This window comes from Agrobacterium sp. T29 (assembly GCF_006970545.1).
Lineage (GTDB): Bacteria > Pseudomonadota > Alphaproteobacteria > Rhizobiales > Rhizobiaceae > Agrobacterium > Agrobacterium leguminum.
Genome location: NZ_CP040641.1, coordinates 1,283,325 through 1,304,866, shown reverse-complemented (window position 1 = coordinate 1,304,866; position 21,542 = coordinate 1,283,325). Strand labels below are relative to the sequence as shown.

At 59.7% G+C, this 21,542-nt stretch carries 17 protein-coding genes; 13 read left to right on the top strand and 4 right to left on the bottom strand.

Annotation, left to right across the window (positions count from 1 at the left end; genetic code table 11):
- Window positions 1-39: 39 nt before the first annotated feature.
- Window positions 40-306 carry a DUF6074 family protein gene (locus tag FGF54_RS21000; RefSeq protein ID WP_077984785.1) on the bottom strand — a complete coding sequence of 89 codons (267 nt, stop codon included), beginning with the start codon at window positions 304-306 and terminating at the stop codon, window positions 40-42.
- Between the two features lie 340 nt (window positions 307-646).
- Between FGF54_RS21000 and FGF54_RS20995 the strand changes: the two genes are divergently transcribed.
- Both FGF54_RS20995 and FGF54_RS20990 read left to right on the top strand, forming a co-directional pair.
- The gene (locus FGF54_RS20995; protein WP_080819945.1) at window positions 647-925 is read left to right on the top strand and encodes an exopolysaccharide production repressor protein; all 279 of its coding nucleotides are present in this window, start codon (window positions 647-649) and stop codon (window positions 923-925) included.
- A gap of 110 nt (window positions 926-1,035) precedes the next feature.
- Window positions 1,036-2,025 carry a glycosyltransferase family 2 protein gene (locus tag FGF54_RS20990; RefSeq protein WP_142781002.1) on the top strand — a complete coding sequence of 330 codons (990 nt, stop codon included), beginning with the start codon at window positions 1,036-1,038 and terminating at the stop codon, window positions 2,023-2,025.
- Window positions 2,026-2,281: 256 nt separating this feature from the next.
- Here FGF54_RS20990 and FGF54_RS20985 read toward each other — a convergent pair whose 3' ends face one another.
- Window positions 2,282-3,250, bottom strand: coding sequence for a polysaccharide pyruvyl transferase family protein (locus FGF54_RS20985; protein ID WP_065657384.1), 969 nt, complete (start codon window positions 3,248-3,250; stop codon window positions 2,282-2,284).
- 52 nt (window positions 3,251-3,302) lie between these two features.
- Complete coding sequence (locus FGF54_RS20980) at window positions 3,303-4,268, bottom strand: glycosyltransferase family A protein (protein ID WP_059755880.1); 966 nt, start codon at window positions 4,266-4,268, stop codon at window positions 3,303-3,305.
- A 118-nt stretch (window positions 4,269-4,386) separates the two neighbouring features.
- On the opposite strand from FGF54_RS20980, the gene FGF54_RS20975 reads away from it, so the two are divergent.
- The 10 genes from FGF54_RS20975 to FGF54_RS20930 all read left to right on the top strand — a co-directional run bounded on the left by FGF54_RS20975 (window position 4,387) and on the right by FGF54_RS20930 (window position 16,997).
- Complete coding sequence (locus FGF54_RS20975) at window positions 4,387-5,865, top strand: lipopolysaccharide biosynthesis protein (RefSeq protein ID WP_142781001.1); 1,479 nt, start codon at window positions 4,387-4,389, stop codon at window positions 5,863-5,865.
- Between the two features lie 372 nt (window positions 5,866-6,237).
- Window positions 6,238-7,386, top strand: coding sequence for an acyltransferase (locus FGF54_RS20970; protein WP_003522134.1), 1,149 nt, complete (start codon window positions 6,238-6,240; stop codon window positions 7,384-7,386).
- Window positions 7,387-7,390: 4 nt separating this feature from the next.
- The gene (locus tag FGF54_RS20965; RefSeq protein ID WP_142781000.1) at window positions 7,391-8,182 is read left to right on the top strand and encodes a glycoside hydrolase family 16 protein; all 792 of its coding nucleotides are present in this window, start codon (window positions 7,391-7,393) and stop codon (window positions 8,180-8,182) included.
- Between the two features lie 61 nt (window positions 8,183-8,243).
- Window positions 8,244-9,425 carry a glycosyltransferase family 4 protein gene (locus FGF54_RS20960; RefSeq protein WP_142780999.1) on the top strand — a complete coding sequence of 394 codons (1,182 nt, stop codon included), beginning with the start codon at window positions 8,244-8,246 and terminating at the stop codon, window positions 9,423-9,425.
- A gap of 17 nt (window positions 9,426-9,442) precedes the next feature.
- A complete protein-coding gene (locus tag FGF54_RS20955; RefSeq protein WP_142780998.1) occupies window positions 9,443-10,441 on the top strand; it encodes a glycosyltransferase family 2 protein in 999 nt (332 codons plus the stop codon).
- On the top strand, window positions 10,438-11,382 hold the full coding sequence (locus FGF54_RS20950; protein ID WP_142780997.1) for a glycosyltransferase family 2 protein: 945 nt from the start codon (window positions 10,438-10,440) through the stop codon (window positions 11,380-11,382). Before FGF54_RS20955 ends, FGF54_RS20950 begins: the two co-directional genes overlap by 4 nt.
- A complete protein-coding gene (locus FGF54_RS20945; protein WP_142780996.1) occupies window positions 11,382-12,377 on the top strand; it encodes a glycosyltransferase family 2 protein in 996 nt (331 codons plus the stop codon). The genes FGF54_RS20950 and FGF54_RS20945 overlap by 1 nt, the downstream gene beginning before the upstream one ends.
- 66 nt (window positions 12,378-12,443) lie before the next feature.
- The gene (locus FGF54_RS20940) at window positions 12,444-13,349 is read left to right on the top strand and encodes a UTP--glucose-1-phosphate uridylyltransferase (RefSeq protein WP_035263633.1); all 906 of its coding nucleotides are present in this window, start codon (window positions 12,444-12,446) and stop codon (window positions 13,347-13,349) included.
- Between the two features lie 108 nt (window positions 13,350-13,457).
- A complete protein-coding gene (locus FGF54_RS20935; protein ID WP_059755898.1) occupies window positions 13,458-15,806 on the top strand; it encodes a polysaccharide biosynthesis tyrosine autokinase in 2,349 nt (782 codons plus the stop codon).
- A 246-nt stretch (window positions 15,807-16,052) separates the two neighbouring features.
- Window positions 16,053-16,997, top strand: coding sequence for a glyoxylate/hydroxypyruvate reductase A (locus FGF54_RS20930; protein WP_142780995.1), 945 nt, complete (start codon window positions 16,053-16,055; stop codon window positions 16,995-16,997).
- 17 nt (window positions 16,998-17,014) lie between these two features.
- On the opposite strand, the gene FGF54_RS20925 is transcribed toward FGF54_RS20930, so the two are convergent.
- Window positions 17,015-19,990 carry a PAS domain-containing protein gene (locus FGF54_RS20925; RefSeq protein WP_142780994.1) on the bottom strand — a complete coding sequence of 992 codons (2,976 nt, stop codon included), beginning with the start codon at window positions 19,988-19,990 and terminating at the stop codon, window positions 17,015-17,017.
- A gap of 364 nt (window positions 19,991-20,354) precedes the next feature.
- Between FGF54_RS20925 and FGF54_RS20920 the strand changes: the two genes are divergently transcribed.
- Window positions 20,355-21,353, top strand: a complete 999-nt coding sequence (locus FGF54_RS20920) for an ABC transporter substrate-binding protein (protein ID WP_142780993.1) — start codon at window positions 20,355-20,357, stop codon at window positions 21,351-21,353.
- Window positions 21,354-21,542: the final 189 nt, after the last annotated feature.

Here is a 21,542-nt window from a genome sequence, read left to right as displayed (position 1 = left end):
TGACACCTGCCGGCTTTTTTTATGGAAAACGCTGAGGCCTCAATGGCTGTCGCGGCGTGCCTCTGGCGTGGCATCGCCCGCCCACAATTCAGCCTGCACGGCGTTTTGAAATTCCATGACCTCGCGACGCATGGCGGCGTCCTCATAACCGAGCGCCGTCAGACGGGCGGCCAGCTCACGGCACTCCCTGCGCCAGAAATCATTCGCCTCCACACCATGCAGCCGGTCGAGCATGGTTGCACATCTTTTTACGTCGGCAATACGGTTCTTTGCCGGAAAGGCGATTACTTCTGAACTCGTTGTCACGCGGGCACCTTGCTCTTGCTGAGGAATCAATACCGACTTTTTAAAGGCGAGATGGTTAACGAAGTCTGCAGAGGGCGTAAGACAGCCGACAATGGCCGCAAGAGAACGATTTTACGCCTCTCAAAAGCAGGAAATCGCCTGGTAAGGCAGCCCCGATTGGGGGAAGTCATCGATTACCGAGGAATTTACCAATCAAGATTACCGAAATTTCATGCCGCAACCGTTAGAAGAAGTATATGTGTGTTGAAACAGCACCTGTCTCATCGTATATTTCTTGCAAAGAAGAAAAATGCCGCAGCGCAGTCAAAAATGGAGAAATCGTTCTCGGGAGGAGAGCACCATGTATGCACCTCGTGTTTTTTTCAGCATGATCGGTGCATTGCTTACCTTTGCGGTTGCGACATATTTCATCCACGGCTCGTTCTATACGGCGTTCATCCAGACCCTCATCTGCGCGGTCATTCTGCAAGTCGGTTATTTTATTGGGATTCTCGTTCTGGTCGCCCGGGAAAAGCGGCGGATGCGCGAAACCTTCGCGCGGGATCGTGGCGCCGAGGCAATGCAGGCGGACGCCGTGAAAAGCCCGCCGCCGCACGGTGCAAAACTGACCGATATGTGAGCTTTCACGCAGCTTCATTTATTGCGTCGCAAAAAAATCGCTTGCATCCATACCCGTGACACTTTCTGCTGGCCAAATCCTGACGGTTGGTCAAAGCAGAAGGACAATACATGGTGAGCGGTTCACAGCCCATTTGCGTCATCATCGCTGCGAAAAATGCATCCGAAACAATCGATATCGCCATACGTTCCGCCCTTGTGGAGCCAGAGGTCGGCGAAGTGGTGGTGATCGACGATGGTTCCACCGACACGACGAGCGATGTGGCGCATGCGGCGGATGACGGCACGGGCCGTCTGCGGGTCGTGCGATTCGAGGTCAATCGAGGCCCTTCGGCTGCGCGCAACCACGCCATCTCGATTTCATCGGCGCCGCTCATCAGCATTCTCGATGCGGACGACTTCTTTTTCCGGGGCCGTTTCGCCGCCATGCTGGCCGATGACGACTGGGATCTGGTGGCCGACAATATCGCCTTCATCCAGCAATCGGTCCCCGGCGCATCCTCCATGCAGCCGGCCCGCTTCGAACCGCAGGCGCGGTTTCTGTCGCTGACGGAATTCGTGGAAGGCAATATTTCCAGGCCCGGCGTCGAACGCGGGGAAACCGGGTTTCTGAAGCCGGTCATACGCCGCGCTTTTCTCGACAAACATGCACTGCGTTACGATGACGGCCTGCGGCTCGGTGAAGATTACGAGCTTTACGTGCGGGCGCTGGCCGCCGGTGCGCGTTACAAGGTCATCCGCCATTGCGGCTACGGCGCGATCGTGCGCGGTAACTCGCTGAGCGGCCGCCATCGCACCGAAGATCTTCGCCGCTTATACGAGGCGGACAAGGCCATTCTCGCCGGCTGCCGGCTTTCGGCAGAGGAAACGGCGATCCTGCGCGAACATGAAAAACACATCCGCGCCAAATTCGAGCTTCGCCATTTTCTCGATGCGAAAAAGCAGAAGGGCATGGGCGGCGCGCTGAGCCATGCCCTTGCGCGGCTCCCCGCCCTGCCCGCCATCACGCGCGGCATCTGGAGCGACAAGACCGCCCGGTTCCGTAAATCGCCACCGGTGCGGGATGTGCGTTATCTGCTGGACGGTACGCCGGTTTCGTAGGGGCAGATCCACTGCCGCAAGAACCGCGACAAGTCCGCGTTTCCCTCTTCCGTCATGCCGGACTTGATCCGGCATCCAGCTACGGCGCGTCTGCGCCGTGAAAAGAGTCTTTCGCGATCAATGACTTGATCGCGCTGGACCCCGGATCAAGTCCGGGGTGACGGCCTGCGGATTCTCCGCTCTTGCCAAACGCATAGGTGCCGCTGCACCTTATCCGTGGCGCGAAAAAAAGCACCGCTGCAGACTATGTAGACCCTCAGAGATAATCCCGCTTCACCGTTTCCAGAACGGCGGCGAAACGCTCCTTGCGCTCTTCCAGCCGGCCATCCGGGCTGAGACGCGGCTCCGCGCGGCTTGCCTGCCAGAGCGCCAGCGTGGAAGGTGCTGCCAGCACCTGCTTGGCCAATTTGCGCAATGACCGAGGCTGCGTTTCCTGCGGCCGCACCAGCACGTCGCCCTCATGCGCCGGGCCTTCATGTGCCGGAACGGAACCGGTCTCGGCAATGACGGGGCCGGGCGGCGGCGGGAAGCTCATGCCCCAGAAGCGCGAGCCCTTTTTCGCCGCCTCGGCGCGGGTTGAAACGGGCACATAGCGCGGCTGATATTCGACACCCACGCTGCCGGCCCAGTCGCTCCATTTGAAGCTGTTGATCGACGGCGAGGTGCTGACCGCGACCCATGGCACGCGGAAGGCATCGGCAAGAATTGCGCCATGCATGGATTCGGCCACGATGAATTCCGACTGGGCAATGGCGCGGATCACCGCTTTCGCCTCGCCGCGCGGGTCGAGATAGGTCAGTCCCGCCGGTTCGCAGACGGTTTCCCACATGCCGAATTCCGCCGATTCCCAATGCGGAACGAAGGTCTTCTTGTAGAGCTTCGGCAGGCCTTTGAAATCGGGCATCTCGGTGACCATGACGGCCGGATCGACAATGCCCTTTTCAGGCGCGAGCCCCAGTTTGGCGGCGGTTTTTTCGCCGCGCACGCAGCGAATATCCCAGAACTCGGTGCTGGTATCCGGCACCGCGCCATAACCATAGCCGCTGCCGATCACCAGCTTGCGTTGCTTTGCGGGCAAAAGAACGTCGTTCAGCACGGTGCCGACGCCGACGAGCATGACGTCGTCATGCACATCGCGCAGGCCCGGAAGCAGAAAATCCCACAGCCACAGGTTGAGATCGTCACCGAAATTTCCGTGATGAGATTCCCAGTGGTAAGGTTTCATGAGGTCACTCCTGGGTGAAAAAACATATAAATTCTTGCGGGCGAGAATTCGCTCATCTGGAGCGGACGATTTTTCCAGCACCGAGCTCGAAAGCGGCGCGCAGCAGTGCCGGATCGCGCATCGCCCATTTCAGGAGCAGCCCGAATTCGGGCGCCTTGCGCCGTTTCAGATTGCCCGCCTGGCTCCACAGCGCCTGTTTGCGCGCCGTGTTTTTATAGGAAGCGATGGAGGCGACATCGTCCGGCCGGCGTGAAAAACGTCCCTCCAGCGTATCGAGCGCTACCCAGGTATTGAACTGCTGGCGCAGGAATTCCGGCGAGGTATTGTCGATGCTGTGGAAGATATTGACGCCCATGCCGCGCATCGCGCCGGCGTCGTCACAGAGAAGCGTGCGCTTCGATGCGAGGATGGAATCGCAGAAAAACAGCACGTCTTCCGCCGCCAGACGAAGCGCCGGGTCAAAGCGGATTTTCTCAAAAAGAGGACGGCCGATCACCATGCAGGAGAGATGCAGGAAGCTCCAGTTGCGCAGCATCACACTTGCCAGATCCGGCAGTTCGATCACCAGCGGCTTCTCGGAAAGCCTTGCCGCACCCTCATTCTTCTCCAGTTCGGAAATGGCGAAATGATAATAAAATTCGTCACTTGCCTGCATGGATGCCCAGTAGCACTCGCCGCCATAGGTCTGAAGCGCAAAGGCCGCATTCTGCAGATGATCGGGTGTCCAGATATCGTCGGAATCAAGAAAGGCGACATAGTCGGTGCCGTCAGGCACATTGTCCAGACCGGTGTTGCGGGCGCCGCCCGGGCCGGCATTGGCCTGTTTAATGACGAGAATCCGGTCTTTCTCACCCTGCGAAAGTTCCGCAAGTTCCTGATCGATCGGGTATGGCGATTCGTCATCGACGATGACAAGATCGAAATCCTGGTAAGTCTGCGCAAAAACCGATGCGAGTGCACGTCCCAAGACACCGTGCTGCTTTTGGTAGTAGGGAATGACGACAGTAAATCTTGCCATTGTTTCGCCCCTTGCGTTGATCAAGAAGTGTCGGGCCCGATCCTAAAAGCGGCCCCGATGGTATCGGCAACTCCCAACCGGCTTTCCTCCCGCCGGCCTCCAGAAACAGGATGCTTGTATGCCCCCAGCGCCAAATGTAAAGACCATCACCACGAATGTCGGCTGGAGCGTTTTATCAAAAACAGGGACATTCGGGCTTAAATTTGTCACGGTCCCAATTCTCGCAAGACTGCTTTCCCCGGAGGAATTCGGGGTGGTGGCGGTAGGACTAACGGTTGTACAGTTTCTGACCATGATCGCCGGCGCGGGGCTGACCTCTGCCCTCATCGTCGAAAAGGAAGAGGATATGGATACGATCCATACCGTCTTCTGGGCCAATCTCGCCATCTCCTGCACCATGGCCGCCGTCCTCTACATCTTCGCGGAATTTTTCGGCGGGCTGCTGGGGGCAGTGGAAAGCGCTTACCTGCTACGCATCATGGCCTTCCTCATTCCGCTGCAGCTTGCCGGCGATGTCGCCTATTCGCTGCTCGCCCGGCGCATGAATTTCAGCAAGGACGCGCTTTGGAGCATGGCGTCGGAAAGCATTGCGGCCGTCGTTGCGGTCGCGCTCGCCTTCATGGGCTTCGGCGTCTGGGCGCTGATCATCCAGCTTTTTGCCGCGGCCCTCATCCGGCTTGTCGGCCTTTATGCCGTTTCGCGCTATTGCCCGCGCTTCGTCATGAAACCGCGCCGGCTGGTGCCGCTTCTCGGCTTCAGCTCGGGGCTGATGGGCTCGGAAATCGCCAATTTCGTTACCTTTCAGTCGCCGATGGTGGTCATTGCCCGACACCTGGGTCTGGCCGATGCCGGCGCCTACTCCGCCTCCAACCGCTTTGCCAGCATTCCCAACCAGGTGGTTCTGTCAGCCGTCATGGGTGTCCTGTTTCCCGCCTTCAGCCGCATGATGGACGACCCGCAACGCCGGCGCGATGCGCTGATGTTCAGTACGCAGGTGCTGACCGTGCTCCTGGCACCGATGATGTTCGGCCTCTGGGCCGTGGCGGAGCCGGCCATGCTTGTCATCTTCGGGCAGAACTGGGCCTATGCCTGGCCGGTCCTCGGTCTGCTCGCCCTCTCCAAAGCCATTCTGACGCCGTGCAGCACCTTCATCCCGTATCTGAAGGGAGCAGGTTACGGCCGCGTGCTGTTCTGGTCGGCGACCATTCGCGCCATCGTCACCACCGTCGCGGTCTGGCTTGCCGCGCTTTATGGCACCCTGATTGACGCGATGGTGTGGCTCTGCATCGTCAATGCGGTAACGCTGGTCGCCTATTCCTGGGCGGTGTTCAAGGCGAGCGATACGCCCTTCTTCCGCGGCCTTTATGTCAGCAGCCGGCCGATGATCGCGGCGCTGGTGATGGCCGTTGCGGTACGTTATCTGCTTCACGTTCTGGCTGAGCGCGTTCCCAATGCCACGCTTCAGGTTCTCATCGGCGCTGCCGTCGGCGGCGTCATCTATGCGGTGCTGATCCTGCTGACCGAGCGGGCGCTGCTCGGAAAAATTCTCGGAATGGTCAAATCGCGGCGCATGCGGGATACTGCAACCCAAGGTTAGTTCAACCGAAGAAAAACGCGCCTCATTTCCGCCGTTAACCGGCCTTTTCCGCGGTGATTTCCCTCGCCGCGGCAGGGCGGGATGGCGGCTCTTTTTGCATCGCAACATCACGACAAATGACAATTTCACACGCTTCGGCGATTTTAAACGATGGCCATACTTAGAAAAATACCAGTAATTTCAGATATTTGAATTTTTACAGCAACAGGAATGACCGGAACGCCAGACATTCACCCGCAAAATCTAAGCTTGTGTTTTTCCCGCGTCGCCACATTTTATCCCAAAGTCGAAACCAGACTTTCCAGTGCGGGCTTAAGTTCGCTCTGGTTGCAACGCGGCGTGGGTGGACGCCGCCCAATAGGGGTGACTGATGTGACTGTCGATCAGAACCTATCCTCCCGTATCAATTTGATGCGCATATTGCTGATCTCCGGGATCGTGTTCGTCCATGTGCCGCACGATGCCGAAACCAGCCCTTTTCTTGGCCTTTACGGCTTCTTCGACTGGCTGCGGGTTTTCCTGGGCGATGCGCTGTTTCGCATCGGCGTGCCCTGTCTCAGCGCCATTTCCGGCTATCTGCTGTTTCGCCGCGGCATGAGCGGTTTCGATTATCCGGCGACGATCCGTTCCAAGTCGAAAACCGTGCTGCTGCCCTTCCTTCTGTGGAACGGCGCGCTGTTTGCGGCCGTATTGCTGATCCAGCTCTTCGATGTCGGTGTGGGGTATTTCCCCGATCTGTGGAATGCCAGCCCGCGTGAAATCATCAGCCATGGTACGGCGCTCGAAGAGCTGCCGGTGAACGTGCCGCTTTATTTCCTGCGCGACCTTTTCGTCTGCATCCTGCTGTCGCCGGTGCTCGCCTTTCTGATGCGCCGTTTCGCCCTGCCGACGCTCGCCATCCTGCTCTTCATCACCGCCATGCCAGACCTGACGATTTTCATCGTCCAGAAGAAATCCATACTTTTCAGCTTCTCGCTCGGCATTGCACTCGCGCTTCATCGTATCGACGTCAAGGCGCTCGACCCCTATGCCGTGCCGATCATGGCGCTGACCTTTGCCGCCTCGGCCATATTGGCGACGGGACTTTATTTCACCGGCCCGGAATTCACCTTCTGGCTCAACATGTCGCGCAATCTGCTTGCCGTCTTCGGCGCGCTCGGTTTCTGGGCGTCTTCTGCGCTGTTGATCCGCAGCCGGCTTGGTCAGCGGCTTGCCGAAACCGGCAGCCTGAGCTTCTGGATTTTCTGCGCCCATTATCCGCTCCTCGTCATCATGTGGATGGTGTGGAACAAGGGCGGGCCGGATTTCTATCCCGCCTTCTATATCAGCGCGACGCTTTCCGCCTTCGTCATTCTGGTGGTCAGCAATGCCCAGACCCGCAAATACCTGCCGGCCGTCTATGCCGTGCTGACCGGAAGCCGCAGCGGCAAAGGCAAGACGAAGGCCGATTTTGCGGCAAAACGGGCCGCCATGATCGGCCCGCCGACATCCGAAACGCTTTATTCGCAACGACAGAGGTGAACCAATGACAACATTTGTCACCCGCGTTCAGACACGCATTCTTCTCGCCGCGGCCCTTCTGGCCGCCCCCTTTGCGACGCCCGGCCAGGCCCAGGAAGGCAATGGCGCATCCTTCATCGAGAACTTCGATTCCATGGACAGAAGCTTCTGGTACGTTTCCGACGGCTGGAACAATGGCGCGCATCAGAACTGCACCTGGTCGAAGAAACTGGCGACGGTGGAAAACGGCCAGCTGACACTCGGTTTCGAAGAAGCCAAGGCCGGAGACCGCAAATTCGCCTGCGGTGAAATCCAGACCAAGGGGCGTTATCGCTACGGCACCTATGAAGCACGCATGAAGGCCGCCACCGGCTCGGGCCTCAACTCCGCCTTCTTCACCTATATCGGCCCGACCGACAAGAAGCCGCACGATGAAATCGACTTCGAGGTTCTGGGCAAGAACACGGGCAAGGTGCAGCTCAACCAGTATATTTCCGCCAAGGGCGGCAATGAGAAGCTGGTGCCGGTGGAAGGCGGCGCCGATGCCGGCTTCAACGATTATGCCTTCGTCTGGGAGCCCCAGCGCCTGCGTTATTACGTCAACGGCAAGCTCGTCCATGAAGTGACGGATGAGTCGAAAATTCCCCAAAATGCCCAGAAGATTTTCTTCAGTCTGTGGGGCACCGATACGCTGAAGGACTGGATGGGCGCCTTCTCCTATTCCGGCGCAACGCAAATGATCGTCGACCGGTTTGCCTTCACGGCGCTCGGCGACAAATGCCAGTACCCGGAATCCATTGCCTGCGCCCTCAACTGATTTTTTTGAACCAAACCGTCATCCGCGGCGTCTCTGACGCATGAACCAACCGGACCCTTGCATGACCCATGTTCTATATCTCGCGCATGATCTGTCGGACCCCGCCATTCGTCGGCGGGTGCTGACCCTGCTTGCGGGTGGGGCGCGGGTGACGCTGGCGGGCTTCCGGCGCGGACAGAACCGACTGGCGGAGATTGAAGGCGTCTTACCCGTCGTGCTCGGGGAAACCGCCGACGGGCAGTTTCTGCAGCGCATGGCGGCGGTGGCGAAAGCCAGTCTCTCGCTGGGCAAAACCCTGAACGGCATTCCCGCCCCTGATGTCATTCTTGCCAGAAATCTGGAAATGCTCGCTCTGGCAAAGCGGGCCATGTCGATCTATGCCGGGCAACCGGCGCTGGTTTATGAATGTCTCGACATTCACCGCCTGCTTCTCAACACGGGCAAGCCCGGACAGATGCTGAATGCCGCGCAGCGTTATTTCGCACGCGACGCCAAGCTGCTGGTGACGAGTTCCCCGGCTTTCGTGGAGCATTATTTCAAGCCCGTGTCTGGCCTCGACCTTCCCGTCCTGTTGCAGGAAAACAAGGTTCTGGCGCTCGACGCCACCGTTGCCGCCACGCCGCAGCCACGCGCGCCCGCCCCCGGCGAACCGTGGAAAATCGGCTGGTTCGGTGCGCTTCGTTGCCGCAAATCGCTGGACATCCTTGCCGAATTTGCCCGTCGAATGGAAGGCAGGGTCGAAATCATCCTGCGCGGCCGGCCGGCCTATTCGGAATTTGCCGATTTCGACGGCTTCGTAGCCGCTGCCCCGCATGTGCATTTCCATGGGCCTTACAAGAACCCCGAAGACCTTGCCGCCATCTATAACGAGGTGCAATTCACCTGGGCGATAGACTTTTTCGAGGAGGGCCAGAATTCCAGCTGGCTGCTGCCCAACCGGCTTTACGAGGGCTGCCTTTATGGCACCCTGCCGATTGCGCTTGCCGGCACGGAAACCGCCCGCTTCATCGAAAAGCGCGATATCGGCTTCGTCCTGCAACATGCGGGCGCTGACGATCTCGCCGCGCTGTTTAACCGGATGAACCCGCAAACCTATGCGGACGCTTTCAACACCCTCTCGACACTCGACAGGAAACAATGGCTGACCGACCGCGACGATTGCCGTCTGCTGGTGCAGCAATTGTCCTCTCTCGCCAAATCCGCTTCCGGCCATGCCCGCGAAGCGCAGTTTTCACCCGTGTAGTGCGTAGGGGGCAAATCATGGAAGGTCTTGGTCATTCCGGCATCAGAACGCTGATCGTCATTCCCTGCCTCAATGAGGCGAAGACGATTGAGGGGCTGCTTGTCAAATTCACCGGCGCGATGCAGGGGCGTCTTTTCCGCATCGTGGTTGCCGATGGCGGCAGCACGGATGGAACCCGCGATATCGTTACCGCCTTTGCGGCGGCGGATGACCGCGTGACGCTTCTCGCCAATCCGAAGCGCATCCAGAGCGCCGGCATCAACCTTGCCGTCGCCACCTTCGGCGAGGATTTCGACTACCTCATCCGCATCGACGCCCATGGCGATTATCCCGACGATTATTGCCAGCGGCTGATCGAGGATGCGGAGCGCACCGGCGCGGATTCCGTCGTCGTCGCCATGGATACCGTCGGCCACGGCCTGTTTCAGAAGGCGACGGCCATCGCCCAGAATTCCAAGCTCGGCAATGGCGGCTCCAAGCACCGCGAAGGTGCCAAAGGCCACTGGATCGACCATGGTCACCACGCGCTGATGCGGATCGCCGCTTTCGATGCGGTCGGCGGTTATGATGAAAGCTTCAGCCATAATGAGGATGCCGAGCTGGATTTCCGCCTGCGCAAATCCGGTTTCCGCATCTGGATGACCGACAAGACCCGCATGACCTATTATCCGCGTGCAAGCGTCATGCCGCTTTTCAGGCAATATCTTGCCTATGGCCGCGGCCGGGCGAAGAACCTCCTGAAACATCGCTCTATCCCGAAAATCCGCCAGATGATCCCGCTCGCCGTGCTGCCGGTTTTCATCCTCGCCCTGCTGTCGCTCATCCATTGGGCGGCACTTATTCCGCTCGGCCTCTGGATCGCCGCATGTGTGGGTTATGGCTTGTGGATGGCAATAGGTCAGAAAAACCCATACGGCCCGCTCGCCGCCTTTTCGGCAATGGTGATGCATCTGGCCTGGTCCACCGGCTTCTGGCTGGAACTCCTGAAATTCCGGGGAAGAAAGGCTGTCTCATGACCGACAACACCGTCACCCGCACAGATGATTCGAAAACCGTCGATATCGGCATCTGCACCTACAGACGTCCGGCACTCGTCGCCACACTTCTGTCACTCTTCGAGCTGGATGTGCCGGAAGGCGTGACAGTTCGGCTGATTGTTGCCGACAATGACGAGGAGCCAAGCGCCAAGGCAAGCGTCGATCGCCTGCGCGACACCGCGCCCTTCGAGATCACCTATGTCCATTGCCCGAAATCGAATATTTCGATTGCCCGCAATGCCTGCCTGTCGGAATGCAAGGCGGATTATCTGGCCTTCATCGATGATGACGAGACCGCCCCGCCGCATTGGCTCTGCGCCCTTCTGGAAAAGGCCGATGAAACCGGTGCGGAAGCCGTTCTCGGCCCGGTGACGGCGGTTTACCGGGACAATGCGCCGGGCTGGATGAAACGCGGCGATTTCCACTCGACCGTTCCGGTCTGGGTCAATGGCGAGATCATCACCGGTTATACCTGCAACACATTGCTCAAGATGGATGCGCCCTCGGTGAAGGGTCGGCGCTTCGCGCTGGCGCTCGGCCAGAGCGGCGGCGAAGACACGCATTTCTTCTCGCATCTTCACGCCGCCGGCGGCCGCATCGTTTTTACGGAAGATGCCATGCTGTCCGAACCGGTGCCGGAAAATCGCGCAAGCTTCATGTGGCTTGCCAAACGCCGCTTCCGTTCCGGCCAGACCCATGGCCGCGTGCTGGCTGACAGGAAACCCGGTATACGCCGCGTGGTGCAGGTGCTGAAAGCGGGATCGAAAGTGCTGTATTGCGCCGTCTTCGCCGCCTTGAACGGTTTCAACGCCGTGCGCCGCAACCGTTATGCGCTGCGTGGCGCACTGCATATGGGCTCGATGAGTGGCGCCTTCGGCGTGCGCGAAATCCGCCAGTATGGCGCGGTGGAGGCGACCTGATGGAAAACCTTGCCTCGCCGCCCGATATCAGCTTCGTCATCGCCGCCTATAATGCCGCCGATACAATCGAAGCCGCCATTCAAAGCGCACTCGACCAGCAGGGTGTGACGCTGGAAGTGATCGTCGTCGACGACCGTTCCGCCGATGACACCATTGCGCTCGTGGAAGGTATCGCCATCATCGACCCACGCGTCCGCCTGCTTGCTCTTGCCGAAAATCTCGGTCCGGGCGGTGCGCGCAATGCCGGTATCGAAGCCGCGACCGGACGCTGGATCGCCGTGCTCGATTCCGACGATGTCATCCGCCCCGAGCGTTCCGCCTGCATGATGTGCCGGGCGGAAGCCGCCAATGCGGCGATTGCGGTCGATAATCTCGATGTCGTCTATACCGACGGCAGGCCCATGGAGACGATGTTTCCGGAAGAATTTCTGGAGGAACGGCCGGTTCTCACGCTCGAGGACTTCATTTCCTCCAACATTCTTTTCCGCGCCACCTTCAATTTCGGCTACATGAAACCGATGTTCCGGCGCGATTTCCTCAATGTCGAGGGACTGCGCTTCCGCGAGGATATCCGCATTGGCGAGGATTATATCCTGCTCGCCTCGGCGCTCGCCGCCGGCGGTCTTTGCGTCATCGAACCGAAGCCGGGCTACATCTACAATATCCGCGAAGGCTCGATTTCGCGCGTGCTCGAACTGCACCACGTCGAAGCGATGATGCGGGCGGATCAGGAATTCCTGAGCCATTACACTTTGCTGCCCGCCGCCATGGATGCGCAGCAGGCGAGAGCCCGCAGCCTGCGGCTGGCGCATAATTTTTTGACATTGGTGGAAAACATCAAGAGCCGCTCGGTACTCGGCGCCTTGAAGACCACGATTAGGGATCCTGCCGTGCTGGGGCACTTAAGAATGCCGATAGCGGTGCGGCTGAGGAGGCTGCGGGATGCGATGTTTGCACCCGCGGCGAATACTGGGGTGAAAAGACAGATTTCGTGAATTTACGCGTGGACGAAATCTGCGCGGGGACTGGGGACAGATCAAACCTTGATGAAGGAGAACGCGATGGACCTGAACAAAACTGTCAGAAAAGCCGTCATTCCCGTAGCTGGCAACGGCACACGGTTTTTGCCCGCCACCAAGGCGATGCCGAAGGAAATGCTGACGATCGTGGATCGTCCGGTCGTGCAATATGCCGTTGATGAGGCCATGCAGGCCGGCATCGAGCATATTATTTTTGTGACGAGCCGCAACAAGACCGCCATCGAAGACTATTTCGACAGCGCGCCGGAACTCATCAACACGCTCACCCGCTCCGGCAAGACCGTGCAGGTTCTGCAGCTTGAAAAGATGCTGCCGGTTGCCGGCACCGTCAGCTACACGCGCCAGCAGGTGCCGCTCGGTCTCGGCCACGCCGTCTGGTGTGCGCGTGAACTGGTGGGCAAGGAGCCTTTCGCCCTGCTGTTGCCTGACATGGTTTCCTATGGCGCACGCGGCTGCATTGCCGGGCTGATGGAGCTTTATGACGAAGTCGGCGGCAATATTCTCGGCGTCGAGGAATGCCTGCCGGAAGAAGTCTCGTCCTATGGCGTCGTCGGCGTCGGCCAGAAGGTCAATCATGGCTTCGCCGTCACCGAAATGGTCGAAAAGCCGGAACCATCCAGGGCGCCTTCGAATTATTACCTGAATGGCCGTTACATCCTGCAGCCGGAAATCTTCGATATTCTCGCCAAGCAGGAACGCGGCGCGGGCAATGAAATCCAGCTGACCGACGGCATGAAGCGGCTTGCCGAAAAGCAGTCTTTCCATGCGCAGAAATATAGCGGCCGCACCTTCGACTGCGGCAGCAAGCAGGGCTTCATCGCCGCCAACGTCGCCTTCTCGCTGATGCGCGCGGACATGGAAGCCCAGGTTCTCGCTTCGGTGAAGGAACTGGTGGCGAACCACGAAAGCCGCGTCCAGGCGGCCTGACTTTAATCGCGCCGCCGGGGGAGGCGGCCGGCGCACCAATAACGGGAGGCGGGAAGGCGAGCATTTGTTCGGCTTCCCGCGTACCATTTTAATTCACAAGGTAGGTCCATGCACCACAAGACCTTTAAATCCAATATCGGTTTTCCGGAGTCCGGCAAGGATTCCGACACGTTCATCGACCTCGACCGCCTGTGGGCCGCCGTGGTGCGTCGTGCCAATGTCATTGCCGCTTCGGTCATCGCCGCCGTGGTTCTGGCCGGACTTTATCTGGTGCTTGCGACCCCCGTTTACACCGCGATGACGCAGGTGCTCCTGGATGAAAGCCTTTCCCGCTACGCGGAAGAGGAATCGCCGGTGCCTGCCGCGCAGATCGTCGACAACCGCATCGCCAGCGCCGTGGAAATTTTGAAATCCAAGGAAATGGCGCTGACAGTGGTCGACAAGGCCAGGCTCGATGAGAACGACACCATCGTCAATCCGCCGATGTCGCCGGTCGAACTCGTCAAATCCTCCGTGCGCGGTATTCTCGATCTCGTCCTGCCGGGCGATCCGCCGGTTTCCGAAGCCGCAATCCGCGCCGGACGCCGCGAAAAGGCCGCCGCCGTTCTGCAGCAGTCGCTGACGGTGGAACGTGTCGGCCGCAGCTCGGTCATCGCCATCTCCACCCGCTCGACCGACCGGCAGCTTGCCGCGCAGATCGCCAAGACCTATGCGCAGGCTTACCTTACCGAACAGCTGAATGCCAATTTCGATGCCAGCGAGCGCGCCTCGGTATGGTTGCAGGAACGCATGACCGATCTCAACCAGCGCGCCCAGGCGGCTGAACTGGCGGTGCAGAAATTCAAGTCGGACAACAACATCGTCTCCTCGCGCGGCGAGCTGATGTCCGAAGGCCAGCTTGCCGACCTGAACGGCCAGCTGATTGCCGCGCAGGCCGATGCCGCGACGGCCTCTGCCCGTTACAACCAGTATAAATCGATCATCGACCGGGGACCGGATGCGGCCGTCGACAATGCCGTCGTTTCCGCGCGTGACACCGATAATTCGGTCATTCAGGATCTGCGCAAACGCTACATCACCATTTCCGACCGGCAGCAGGGCATCGTCCAGCAATTCGGCGCCGATCACCCGCAGGCGGTCGCACTGGACGCCGAGAAGAAAGAGGTTTCGCGGCAGATCTATCAGGAACTGCAGCAGCTTACCGGCAGCCTGAAGAACGAATACGACGTCACCAATTCCCGCGTTCAGTCGCTGCGCGACAATATCGACCGGGTGGCTGGCCGCAATTCCGAAGCCAACATCACCATGGTTCAGCTGCGCGAACTTGAGCAGCGGGCAACGGCGCTGCGCACCCTCTACCAGTCCTATCTCGGCCGCTTCGAGGAAGCTTCCCAGAAGCAGTCGCTGCCCATCGCCAAGGCGCGCATCATTTCCGAAGCGGGCCTGCCGACATCGCCTTCCAGCCCGAAAAAGACCATGACCATGGCGCTTTCGGTCGTTCTCGGCCTGATGCTGGGCGGCGGTATCGCAGCGCTTCTCGAATTCCGGGATCGCTTCTTCCACACCGGCAACGACGTGCGTGACAATCTGCGTATGCGTTTTCTCGGTTACCTGCCATTCATCGGTGAAAGGGGCGTGGAAAACGCCAAGGCGGGCAACAGCGCCGCCACCCCCGGCGGCGAGAATGCGACGCTTGACGAAAGCGGGCAGGTTTCGTTCCAGAAAATGCTGCGCCTGGCCGTGGACAGCCCACGTTCCAGCTTCGCGGAAACGCTGCGTAATGTGAAGCTGACGGCGGACGTCGTCATTCAGGAACGCCAGTGCCGGGTCATCGGCGTCATTTCCTGCCTGCCGAACGAAGGCAAGTCGGTCGTGGCGCTCAATCTCGCCGGGCTGATCGCCTCCACCGGCAAGCGCACGCTGGTCGTGGATGCGGATATCCGCAATCCCGGCCTCAGCCGCATGTTGACGACACGGCAATCCGCCGGTCTGGTGGAAGTCGTGCTCGATGAAGTTCCGTGGACGCAGGCGGTGAAGGTGGATACGCGCACGAAAATGGGCATCCTGCCGGTTTCCACCAGCAACCAGTTCGCCCATTCGAGCGAGCTGCTCTCCTCCTCCGGCATGCGCAAATTCATCGACTCCGCCCGCGAGGCCTGCGATTACATCATCGTCGACCTTGCACCCGTGGTTCCCGTCATCGACGCCAAGGCCTTTGCGCCGCAGGTGGACGGTTTCGTCTTCGTCACCGAATGGGGTAAGACACCGATCCAGATGGTGCAGAACCTGATGGCCAACGAACCGCAGATCGCCAACAAGACGCTCGGCATCGTGCTGAACAAGACCGACATGACGGAATTGCAGCGTTATGCCGGCCCCGGCGGTTCTGAGCATTATCACGAGAAATTCTCGGCCTATTACGGCGATGCGAAGCCGCCGGTAAAAGAAGACGCGTAATGGTGGAGATTTAACAGGCCGGTTGCATCCACACTCGGTCACCCCGGCCCCCGAGCCGGGGTCCAGCCAACCCAAGTCCTTGGGCTGAAAAGAAGTCTTGGCGCCGCGCAGACGCGCGGCGGCTGGATGCTTGATCTAATCCGGCATGACGGAAGAATCACAAATTCCCCCATTCTACCCATGGTATTGCCCGCCGAAATTGCGCATTGATGGCGTGACGCTAAAATCGCAAGCAGGATCAGTCCCATGCCATCACCCATCGCCTTTGTTTCACGGATGAATGCGGAAACGGAAGCCGTCTGGAAACAGGCGCTACGCGCCGCCATGCCGCAGGAAGACATCCTCTCCTTTTCCGAATTGACGGGCGAGCAGCGACGGGCAGTGGATTTCGCCATCGTCGCCAATCCCGATCCGGCCGATATTGCGGCACTTCCGGGCCTCAAATGGATCCACAGCCTGTGGGCGGGTGTCGAGCGGCTGGTGCTGGAACTGGGCGATAAGGCTCCCCCCATCGTTCGGCTGAAGGACCCGGAGCTTTCCCGCGTGATGGCCGAAGCCGTGCTGGCATGGACCTATTATTTGCAGCGCGACATGCCCGCCTATCGCGAAAACCAAGAAAAGGCGCTCTGGCAGGAGCTGAACTACCGCCACCCCAGCGAGATGACCGTCGGTCTCCTCGGCCTCGGAGCGCTCGGCACGGCTGCGGCGGAGCGCCTCATCCATGCCGGGTTCAACGTTACCGGCTGGAGCCGTTCGGCCAAGGCGATAGAGGGCGTGGAAACGTTGACCGGCGATGACGGACTGCAGGCATTGCTGGAAAAGAGCGACATTCTCGTCTGCCTCGTACCGCTTACCGATGCGACGCGCGGTCTTCTTGATGCCACCCGTCTCGCCGCAATGAAACAGGGCGCGGCACTCATCAATTTCGCCCGCGGCGCGGTCATCGTTGCCGATGACCTGATTGCCGCACTTGATTCCGGCAGGCTTTCGCACGCTGTTCTCGATGTCTTCGAGCAGGAGCCGTTGCCCGCCGCTTCCGCCTTTTGGCAACATCCCAAAGTCACGGTCCTGCCGCATATTTCCGCGCCGACAAGCCGGGAAAGTTCGGCCCGGATCGTGGCCGGCAATGTTCGCACATGGCGGGAAACGGGCGGGCTGCCGGAGACGGTCGACATGGCCCGCGGTTACTGAACCGGCGGCAAGGCGGCCTATCCGGCCGCCACCGACTTGCCCGTATGGGCCTGTTCAACGGCGGAGACGATCTGCTGTTCGTCATAGGGCTTGGTCAAGAGAACCGCACTTTCCGGCGCTCCTTCCGGCAAATGGCTGTCGCCCGTCGCAAACACAATGGCAAGCCCCGGCTTGCGGCGCAGGGCCTCCACCGCCAGTTCGCCACCCTTCATGTCCGGCAGGCCGATGTCGGTGACGAGAACGTCGATCTGATCCGCTTCGATAGCCTTCAGCGCCTGCGCCGCATTTCCGGCCTCGACGACGGCAAAGCCGCTCTCCGAGAGCATCTCCATCGAATTCATCCGAATCAACTCGTCATCCTCGACCAGAAGAACGCGTATGGACCGGTTTTGATTTTCGACCGCCCTGACCGGCTCGGAAAGTTTCGAAGAACCCGGAGCCGATGTCGGCCGTGCTCTCGACAGCGAAATCTGCTTGCGGTTGGCGATGACGTGGCGGATGCGCCGCGCCAGCGCTTCGCGCGTATAGGGTTTGGAAAGCAGCTCCACCCCGGCATCCAGCTTGCCGCCATGCACGATGGAGTTTTCGGTGTAACCCGAGGTGAAGAGAACGGCGAGATTGGGCAGCCGTTCCTGCGCGCGGCGCGCCATTTCCCGGCTTTTCAACGGTCCGGGCATTACCACGTCGGTGAAGATGACATCGATCGGAATGCCGCTTTCCACCACCGTCAAGCCGGCCTGCGCATCACGGGCGGTGAGCACGCGGTAGCCGAGATCGCTCAAGGTCTCGACGACGGTGTTGCGCACTTCCTCGTCATCTTCCACCACAAGAATGGTTTCCGTGCCGCCCTCCACGGGGCCGGTCGGCATCACCACTTCCCTGTCCTCATCGGCGGCGGAGCGCGGCAGATACATCTTCACCGTCGTGCCCTGCCCCACCTCGCTATAGATGTTGACGTGGCCGCTGGACTGTTTCGCAAAACCATAAACCATCGAAAGCCCGAGGCCGGTGCCCTTGCCTTCCGGTTTTGTCGAGAAGAACGGCTCGAAGACCTTTTCGAGAATTTCCGGCGACATGCCCGAACCCGTATCGGTGACGGCGAGCATCACATATTGCCCCGCCGAAACTTCCGAGTGCTTGCGGGCATAATCGCGGTCGAGAACCGCATTTCCGACCTCGATGGTCAGCTTGCCCTGTCCTTCCATGGCGTCGCGCGCATTGATGGCCAGATTGAGAAGAGCATTCTCCACCTGATTGGGGTCGGCATAGGTGTTCCACAGACCACCCGAGGTGATGACCTCCACCTCGATCGCCTCGCCGAGCGAGCGGCGAAGCAGATCGTCCATGCCGGTTACGAAACGGGCGATGTTGATGACGCGCGGCTCCAGCGCCTGGCGGCGGCCGAAGGCCAGAAGCTGGCTGGCCAGCTTTGCGCCGCGATGAACGCCGGCAAGCGCGTTTTCCAGCCGCCGCTCCGCACGTTCATTGCCGATCACATCCTTTGACAGCAATTGCAGATTGCCGGCGATCACCTGCAGCAGATTGTTGAAATCATGCGCCACGCCGCCGGTGAGCTGGCCGATGGATTCCATTTTCTGCGCCTGCTGTAGCGCCTTTTCGGTCTGGCGACGCTCGGCCATTTCCGCCTCGACACGCGCCTCAAGGCTCTCGTTCAATTGCCGAAGCTGCTCTTCCGCCCGGATGCGGTGACGAATTTCGCGCTCGAGATTGCTCGCATGTTCCTTGAGGGTGTTTTCGGCCCGCCGCTGTTCGGTGACATCCGTATGGACACCGACCCATTCGGCAATGGCGCCGGCCTTGTCGAAAATCGGCACGCCACGGATCGCGAAAGTGCGGTAGACGCCGTCATGGCGGCGCACCCGATGTTCCCAGATATAGGTCGACTTTTCCGCAACCGCTTTGTTCCAGCTGTCGACAGACCCCTGCCTGTCGTCGGGATGAACCGCTTCCGCCCAGCCAAAACCCTGATATTCTTCCGGAGTCTGACCCGTCAAAGCGCTCCAGGCCGGTTGCTCGCCCAGCATCATTCCTTCGGCGCTGTTGGTCCACAGCACGCCGTGCACGGCATCCACCGCAGCACGGAAGCGATTGTTGCTGATGAGGATTTCCCGCTCCGAGCGCTTGCGCTCCTCGATATCGATAATCAGCACATAGATGCCGTCGATGGAGCCATCGGCAATGTAACGCGGAACATAGCGGATTTCGGCGGCGCGCGTGCTGCCGTCCGGTCTGCTGATCACAGTATCCGAAACGATCTTCTCGCCGCTGAGTGCGCGGTCGAGATAGGTCCTGCGGGCCTCGAAAAACGCCTCGCCGACGATTTCGGGAACGCTGCGGCCAATCACCTCGTCGGCGCGGCGGCCAAACCATTCCAGATAGCCGTCATTGGCGAATTTATAAACGTAATCACGATCGACATATCCAACCAGAATGGGCAGGGCATTGGTGAGCCGGCTTAGTTCCTTGCGGCTCTGCTCCAGCGCCTCAAGCGCCCTCACCTTGTCGGTGTTTTCAAGCACGGTGCATAAAACGCCGTCCACCGTGCCGCCTTCATTATAGATCGGCGTGTAGAACAGATCGAAGATCACCTCTTCCGGCACGCCATGTCGCATCAGCGTCATCGGCTGGTCGCGATAGGCCATGACCTCACCGCGAAAACCGGCTTCCAGAATGCGGCTGTTCCAGTCCCATATTTCCGGCCAGATGCCGGGCACCGTTCCGCCCAGTGCCTGCGGGTGATAATTGCCGGCGATCTCAGCATAGCCGTCATTGTAGATCATCACATGATCCTTGCCCCACATCAGCACCTGCGGAATGGGGGAATTGACGACTGAATTGGCTTTTTGCCTTAGATTTTGCGGCCAGTCGCAAATAGGACCCAGCGATGTCTTCGACCAGTCGAAGCGGCGCACAAGCTCACCCGTTTCACCGCCACCGATCGGCCATACCGGGGCAGCACGAAGATTGGTCATTCAACATCACCACAAAAACCGAGAGGAAATCTCCCGTAATACAGAACAGGATAAAAGTCCAAGAGAACAGAAACCTCGCCCAATTGTTCCCACGCTTTTCAAAAAAATGAAAAAGTTCCATCGCCGCTGAAATATTCCAGAGCAAAGGCTAAAGTCTCCGACATTTCAACAACTTCGCGCCAGAAATTTCTCTAATATATTCCTGTAACCGCACCTTCACCTGACAATTGCCATCCTCAATACGCCAGAAATTGCCGCAAACGGGATGGCCACAAAGGAATTATTAAGCCTCAATGAGGGTGCTGGCGGTCGCGGTGCCGTCAGCGCCCGGGTCTTCGCCACACCGCGACCAGAGGGAACAACAATGAAAATACTTTTGGGTGCCACAATTCTTTCCGCCGGCTTCGCCTTTTCAGGCGGCGCGGCCTATGCCGCCGACTGTGGAAACGTGACGATCGCCAGCATGAACTGGCAATCCGCCGAAGTCGCCGCCAATCTGGACAAGCTCATTCTCGAAAAGGGCTACGGATGCTCCGCCGAAATCGTCACCGGCGACACCGTGCCGACTTTGACCTCCATGTCCGAAAAAGGCCAGCCGGATATCGCGCCTGAGGCATGGGTCAGCCTGCAGCCGGAAATCGTCAAGCAGGGGCTGGAAGGCGGCAAGGTCGTTGCGGCCGCCAAGATCCTCTCGGACGGCGCGGTCCAGGGCTGGTGGATTCCGAAATATGTCGCCGACGCCAATCCCGATCTCAAGACCATTCCGGACCTCTTCAAACATCCCGAACTCTTCCCCTCGCCCGAAGACAAGTCTAAGGGCGCCGTGTTCAACGGCCCGCAGGGCTGGGGCGGCACTGTCGTCACCGCGCAGCTTTTCAAGGCTTTCGGCGGTGAAAAGGCCGGCTTCACCCTCGTCGACACCGGCTCCGCCGCGGGCCTCGACGGCTCCATCGCCAAGGCTTACGAAGCCAAGCAGCCTTGGGTCGGTTATTATTGGGCGCCCACCTCGCTGCTCGGCAAATATGAGATGGTGAAGCTCGGCTTCGGCGCCGACTACGATGCGGCTGAATGGAAGCGCTGCACATCCGTCGCCGACTGCGCGGACCCGAAGCCGAACGCATGGCAGGTGGATGACGTGCAGACGCTGGTGAGCAAGACCTTCGCCGATCGTGCCGGCCCGGCCATGGACTATCTGAACAAGCGCGCCTGGACCAACGACACGGTCAACAAGCTGATTGCCTGGATGACGGACAACCAGGCGACCGGTGAAGACGGCGCCAAGCACTTCCTGAAGGAAAACGAAGCGCTGTGGACGGGCTGGGTATCTCCCGACGTCGCGGAAAAGGTCAAGGCCGCCCTTTAAAAGCCGGTCCCTGCATATCTGCCCGGCAAACGGCGTCCGCCAGCGGCGACGCCGCGCCCGCATCGGCCCTGGAATGCCTCCCGGCTTTCCGGTGACGATGCGCCGGTTCAACAGAGCGTTCCGCCCTGTGTCCTGACGGATGCGCGGCGCTCTGACGATTTTACTCCCGGAGTGCGGAGGATATCGATC

What these genes read in the sequence shown, in the direction of transcription:
- FGF54_RS20920 (WP_142780993.1), top strand. Translation starts at nt 20,355, where the DNA reads ATGAAAATACTTTTGGGTGCCACAATTCTTTCCGCCGGCTTCGCCTTT.
- FGF54_RS20955 (WP_142780998.1), top strand. Translation starts at nt 9,443, where the DNA reads ATGGAAGGTCTTGGTCATTCCGGCATCAGAACGCTGATCGTCATTCCC.
- FGF54_RS20975 (WP_142781001.1), top strand. Translation starts at nt 4,387, where the DNA reads ATGCCCCCAGCGCCAAATGTAAAGACCATCACCACGAATGTCGGCTGG.
- FGF54_RS20990 (WP_142781002.1), top strand. Translation starts at nt 1,036, where the DNA reads ATGGTGAGCGGTTCACAGCCCATTTGCGTCATCATCGCTGCGAAAAAT.
- FGF54_RS20965 (WP_142781000.1), top strand. Translation starts at nt 7,391, where the DNA reads ATGACAACATTTGTCACCCGCGTTCAGACACGCATTCTTCTCGCCGCG.
- FGF54_RS20925 (WP_142780994.1), bottom strand. Translation starts at nt 19,990, where the DNA reads ATGACCAATCTTCGTGCTGCCCCGGTATGGCCGATCGGTGGCGGTGAA.
- FGF54_RS20945 (WP_142780996.1), top strand. Translation starts at nt 11,382, where the DNA reads ATGGAAAACCTTGCCTCGCCGCCCGATATCAGCTTCGTCATCGCCGCC.
- FGF54_RS20980 (WP_059755880.1), bottom strand. Translation starts at nt 4,268, where the DNA reads ATGGCAAGATTTACTGTCGTCATTCCCTACTACCAAAAGCAGCACGGT.
- FGF54_RS20935 (WP_059755898.1), top strand. Translation starts at nt 13,458, where the DNA reads ATGCACCACAAGACCTTTAAATCCAATATCGGTTTTCCGGAGTCCGGC.
- FGF54_RS20940 (WP_035263633.1), top strand. Translation starts at nt 12,444, where the DNA reads ATGGACCTGAACAAAACTGTCAGAAAAGCCGTCATTCCCGTAGCTGGC.
- FGF54_RS20985 (WP_065657384.1), bottom strand. Translation starts at nt 3,250, where the DNA reads ATGAAACCTTACCACTGGGAATCTCATCACGGAAATTTCGGTGACGAT.
- FGF54_RS20950 (WP_142780997.1), top strand. Translation starts at nt 10,438, where the DNA reads ATGACCGACAACACCGTCACCCGCACAGATGATTCGAAAACCGTCGAT.
- FGF54_RS20995 (WP_080819945.1), top strand. Translation starts at nt 647, where the DNA reads ATGTATGCACCTCGTGTTTTTTTCAGCATGATCGGTGCATTGCTTACC.
- FGF54_RS20930 (WP_142780995.1), top strand. Translation starts at nt 16,053, where the DNA reads ATGCCATCACCCATCGCCTTTGTTTCACGGATGAATGCGGAAACGGAA.
- FGF54_RS20960 (WP_142780999.1), top strand. Translation starts at nt 8,244, where the DNA reads ATGACCCATGTTCTATATCTCGCGCATGATCTGTCGGACCCCGCCATT.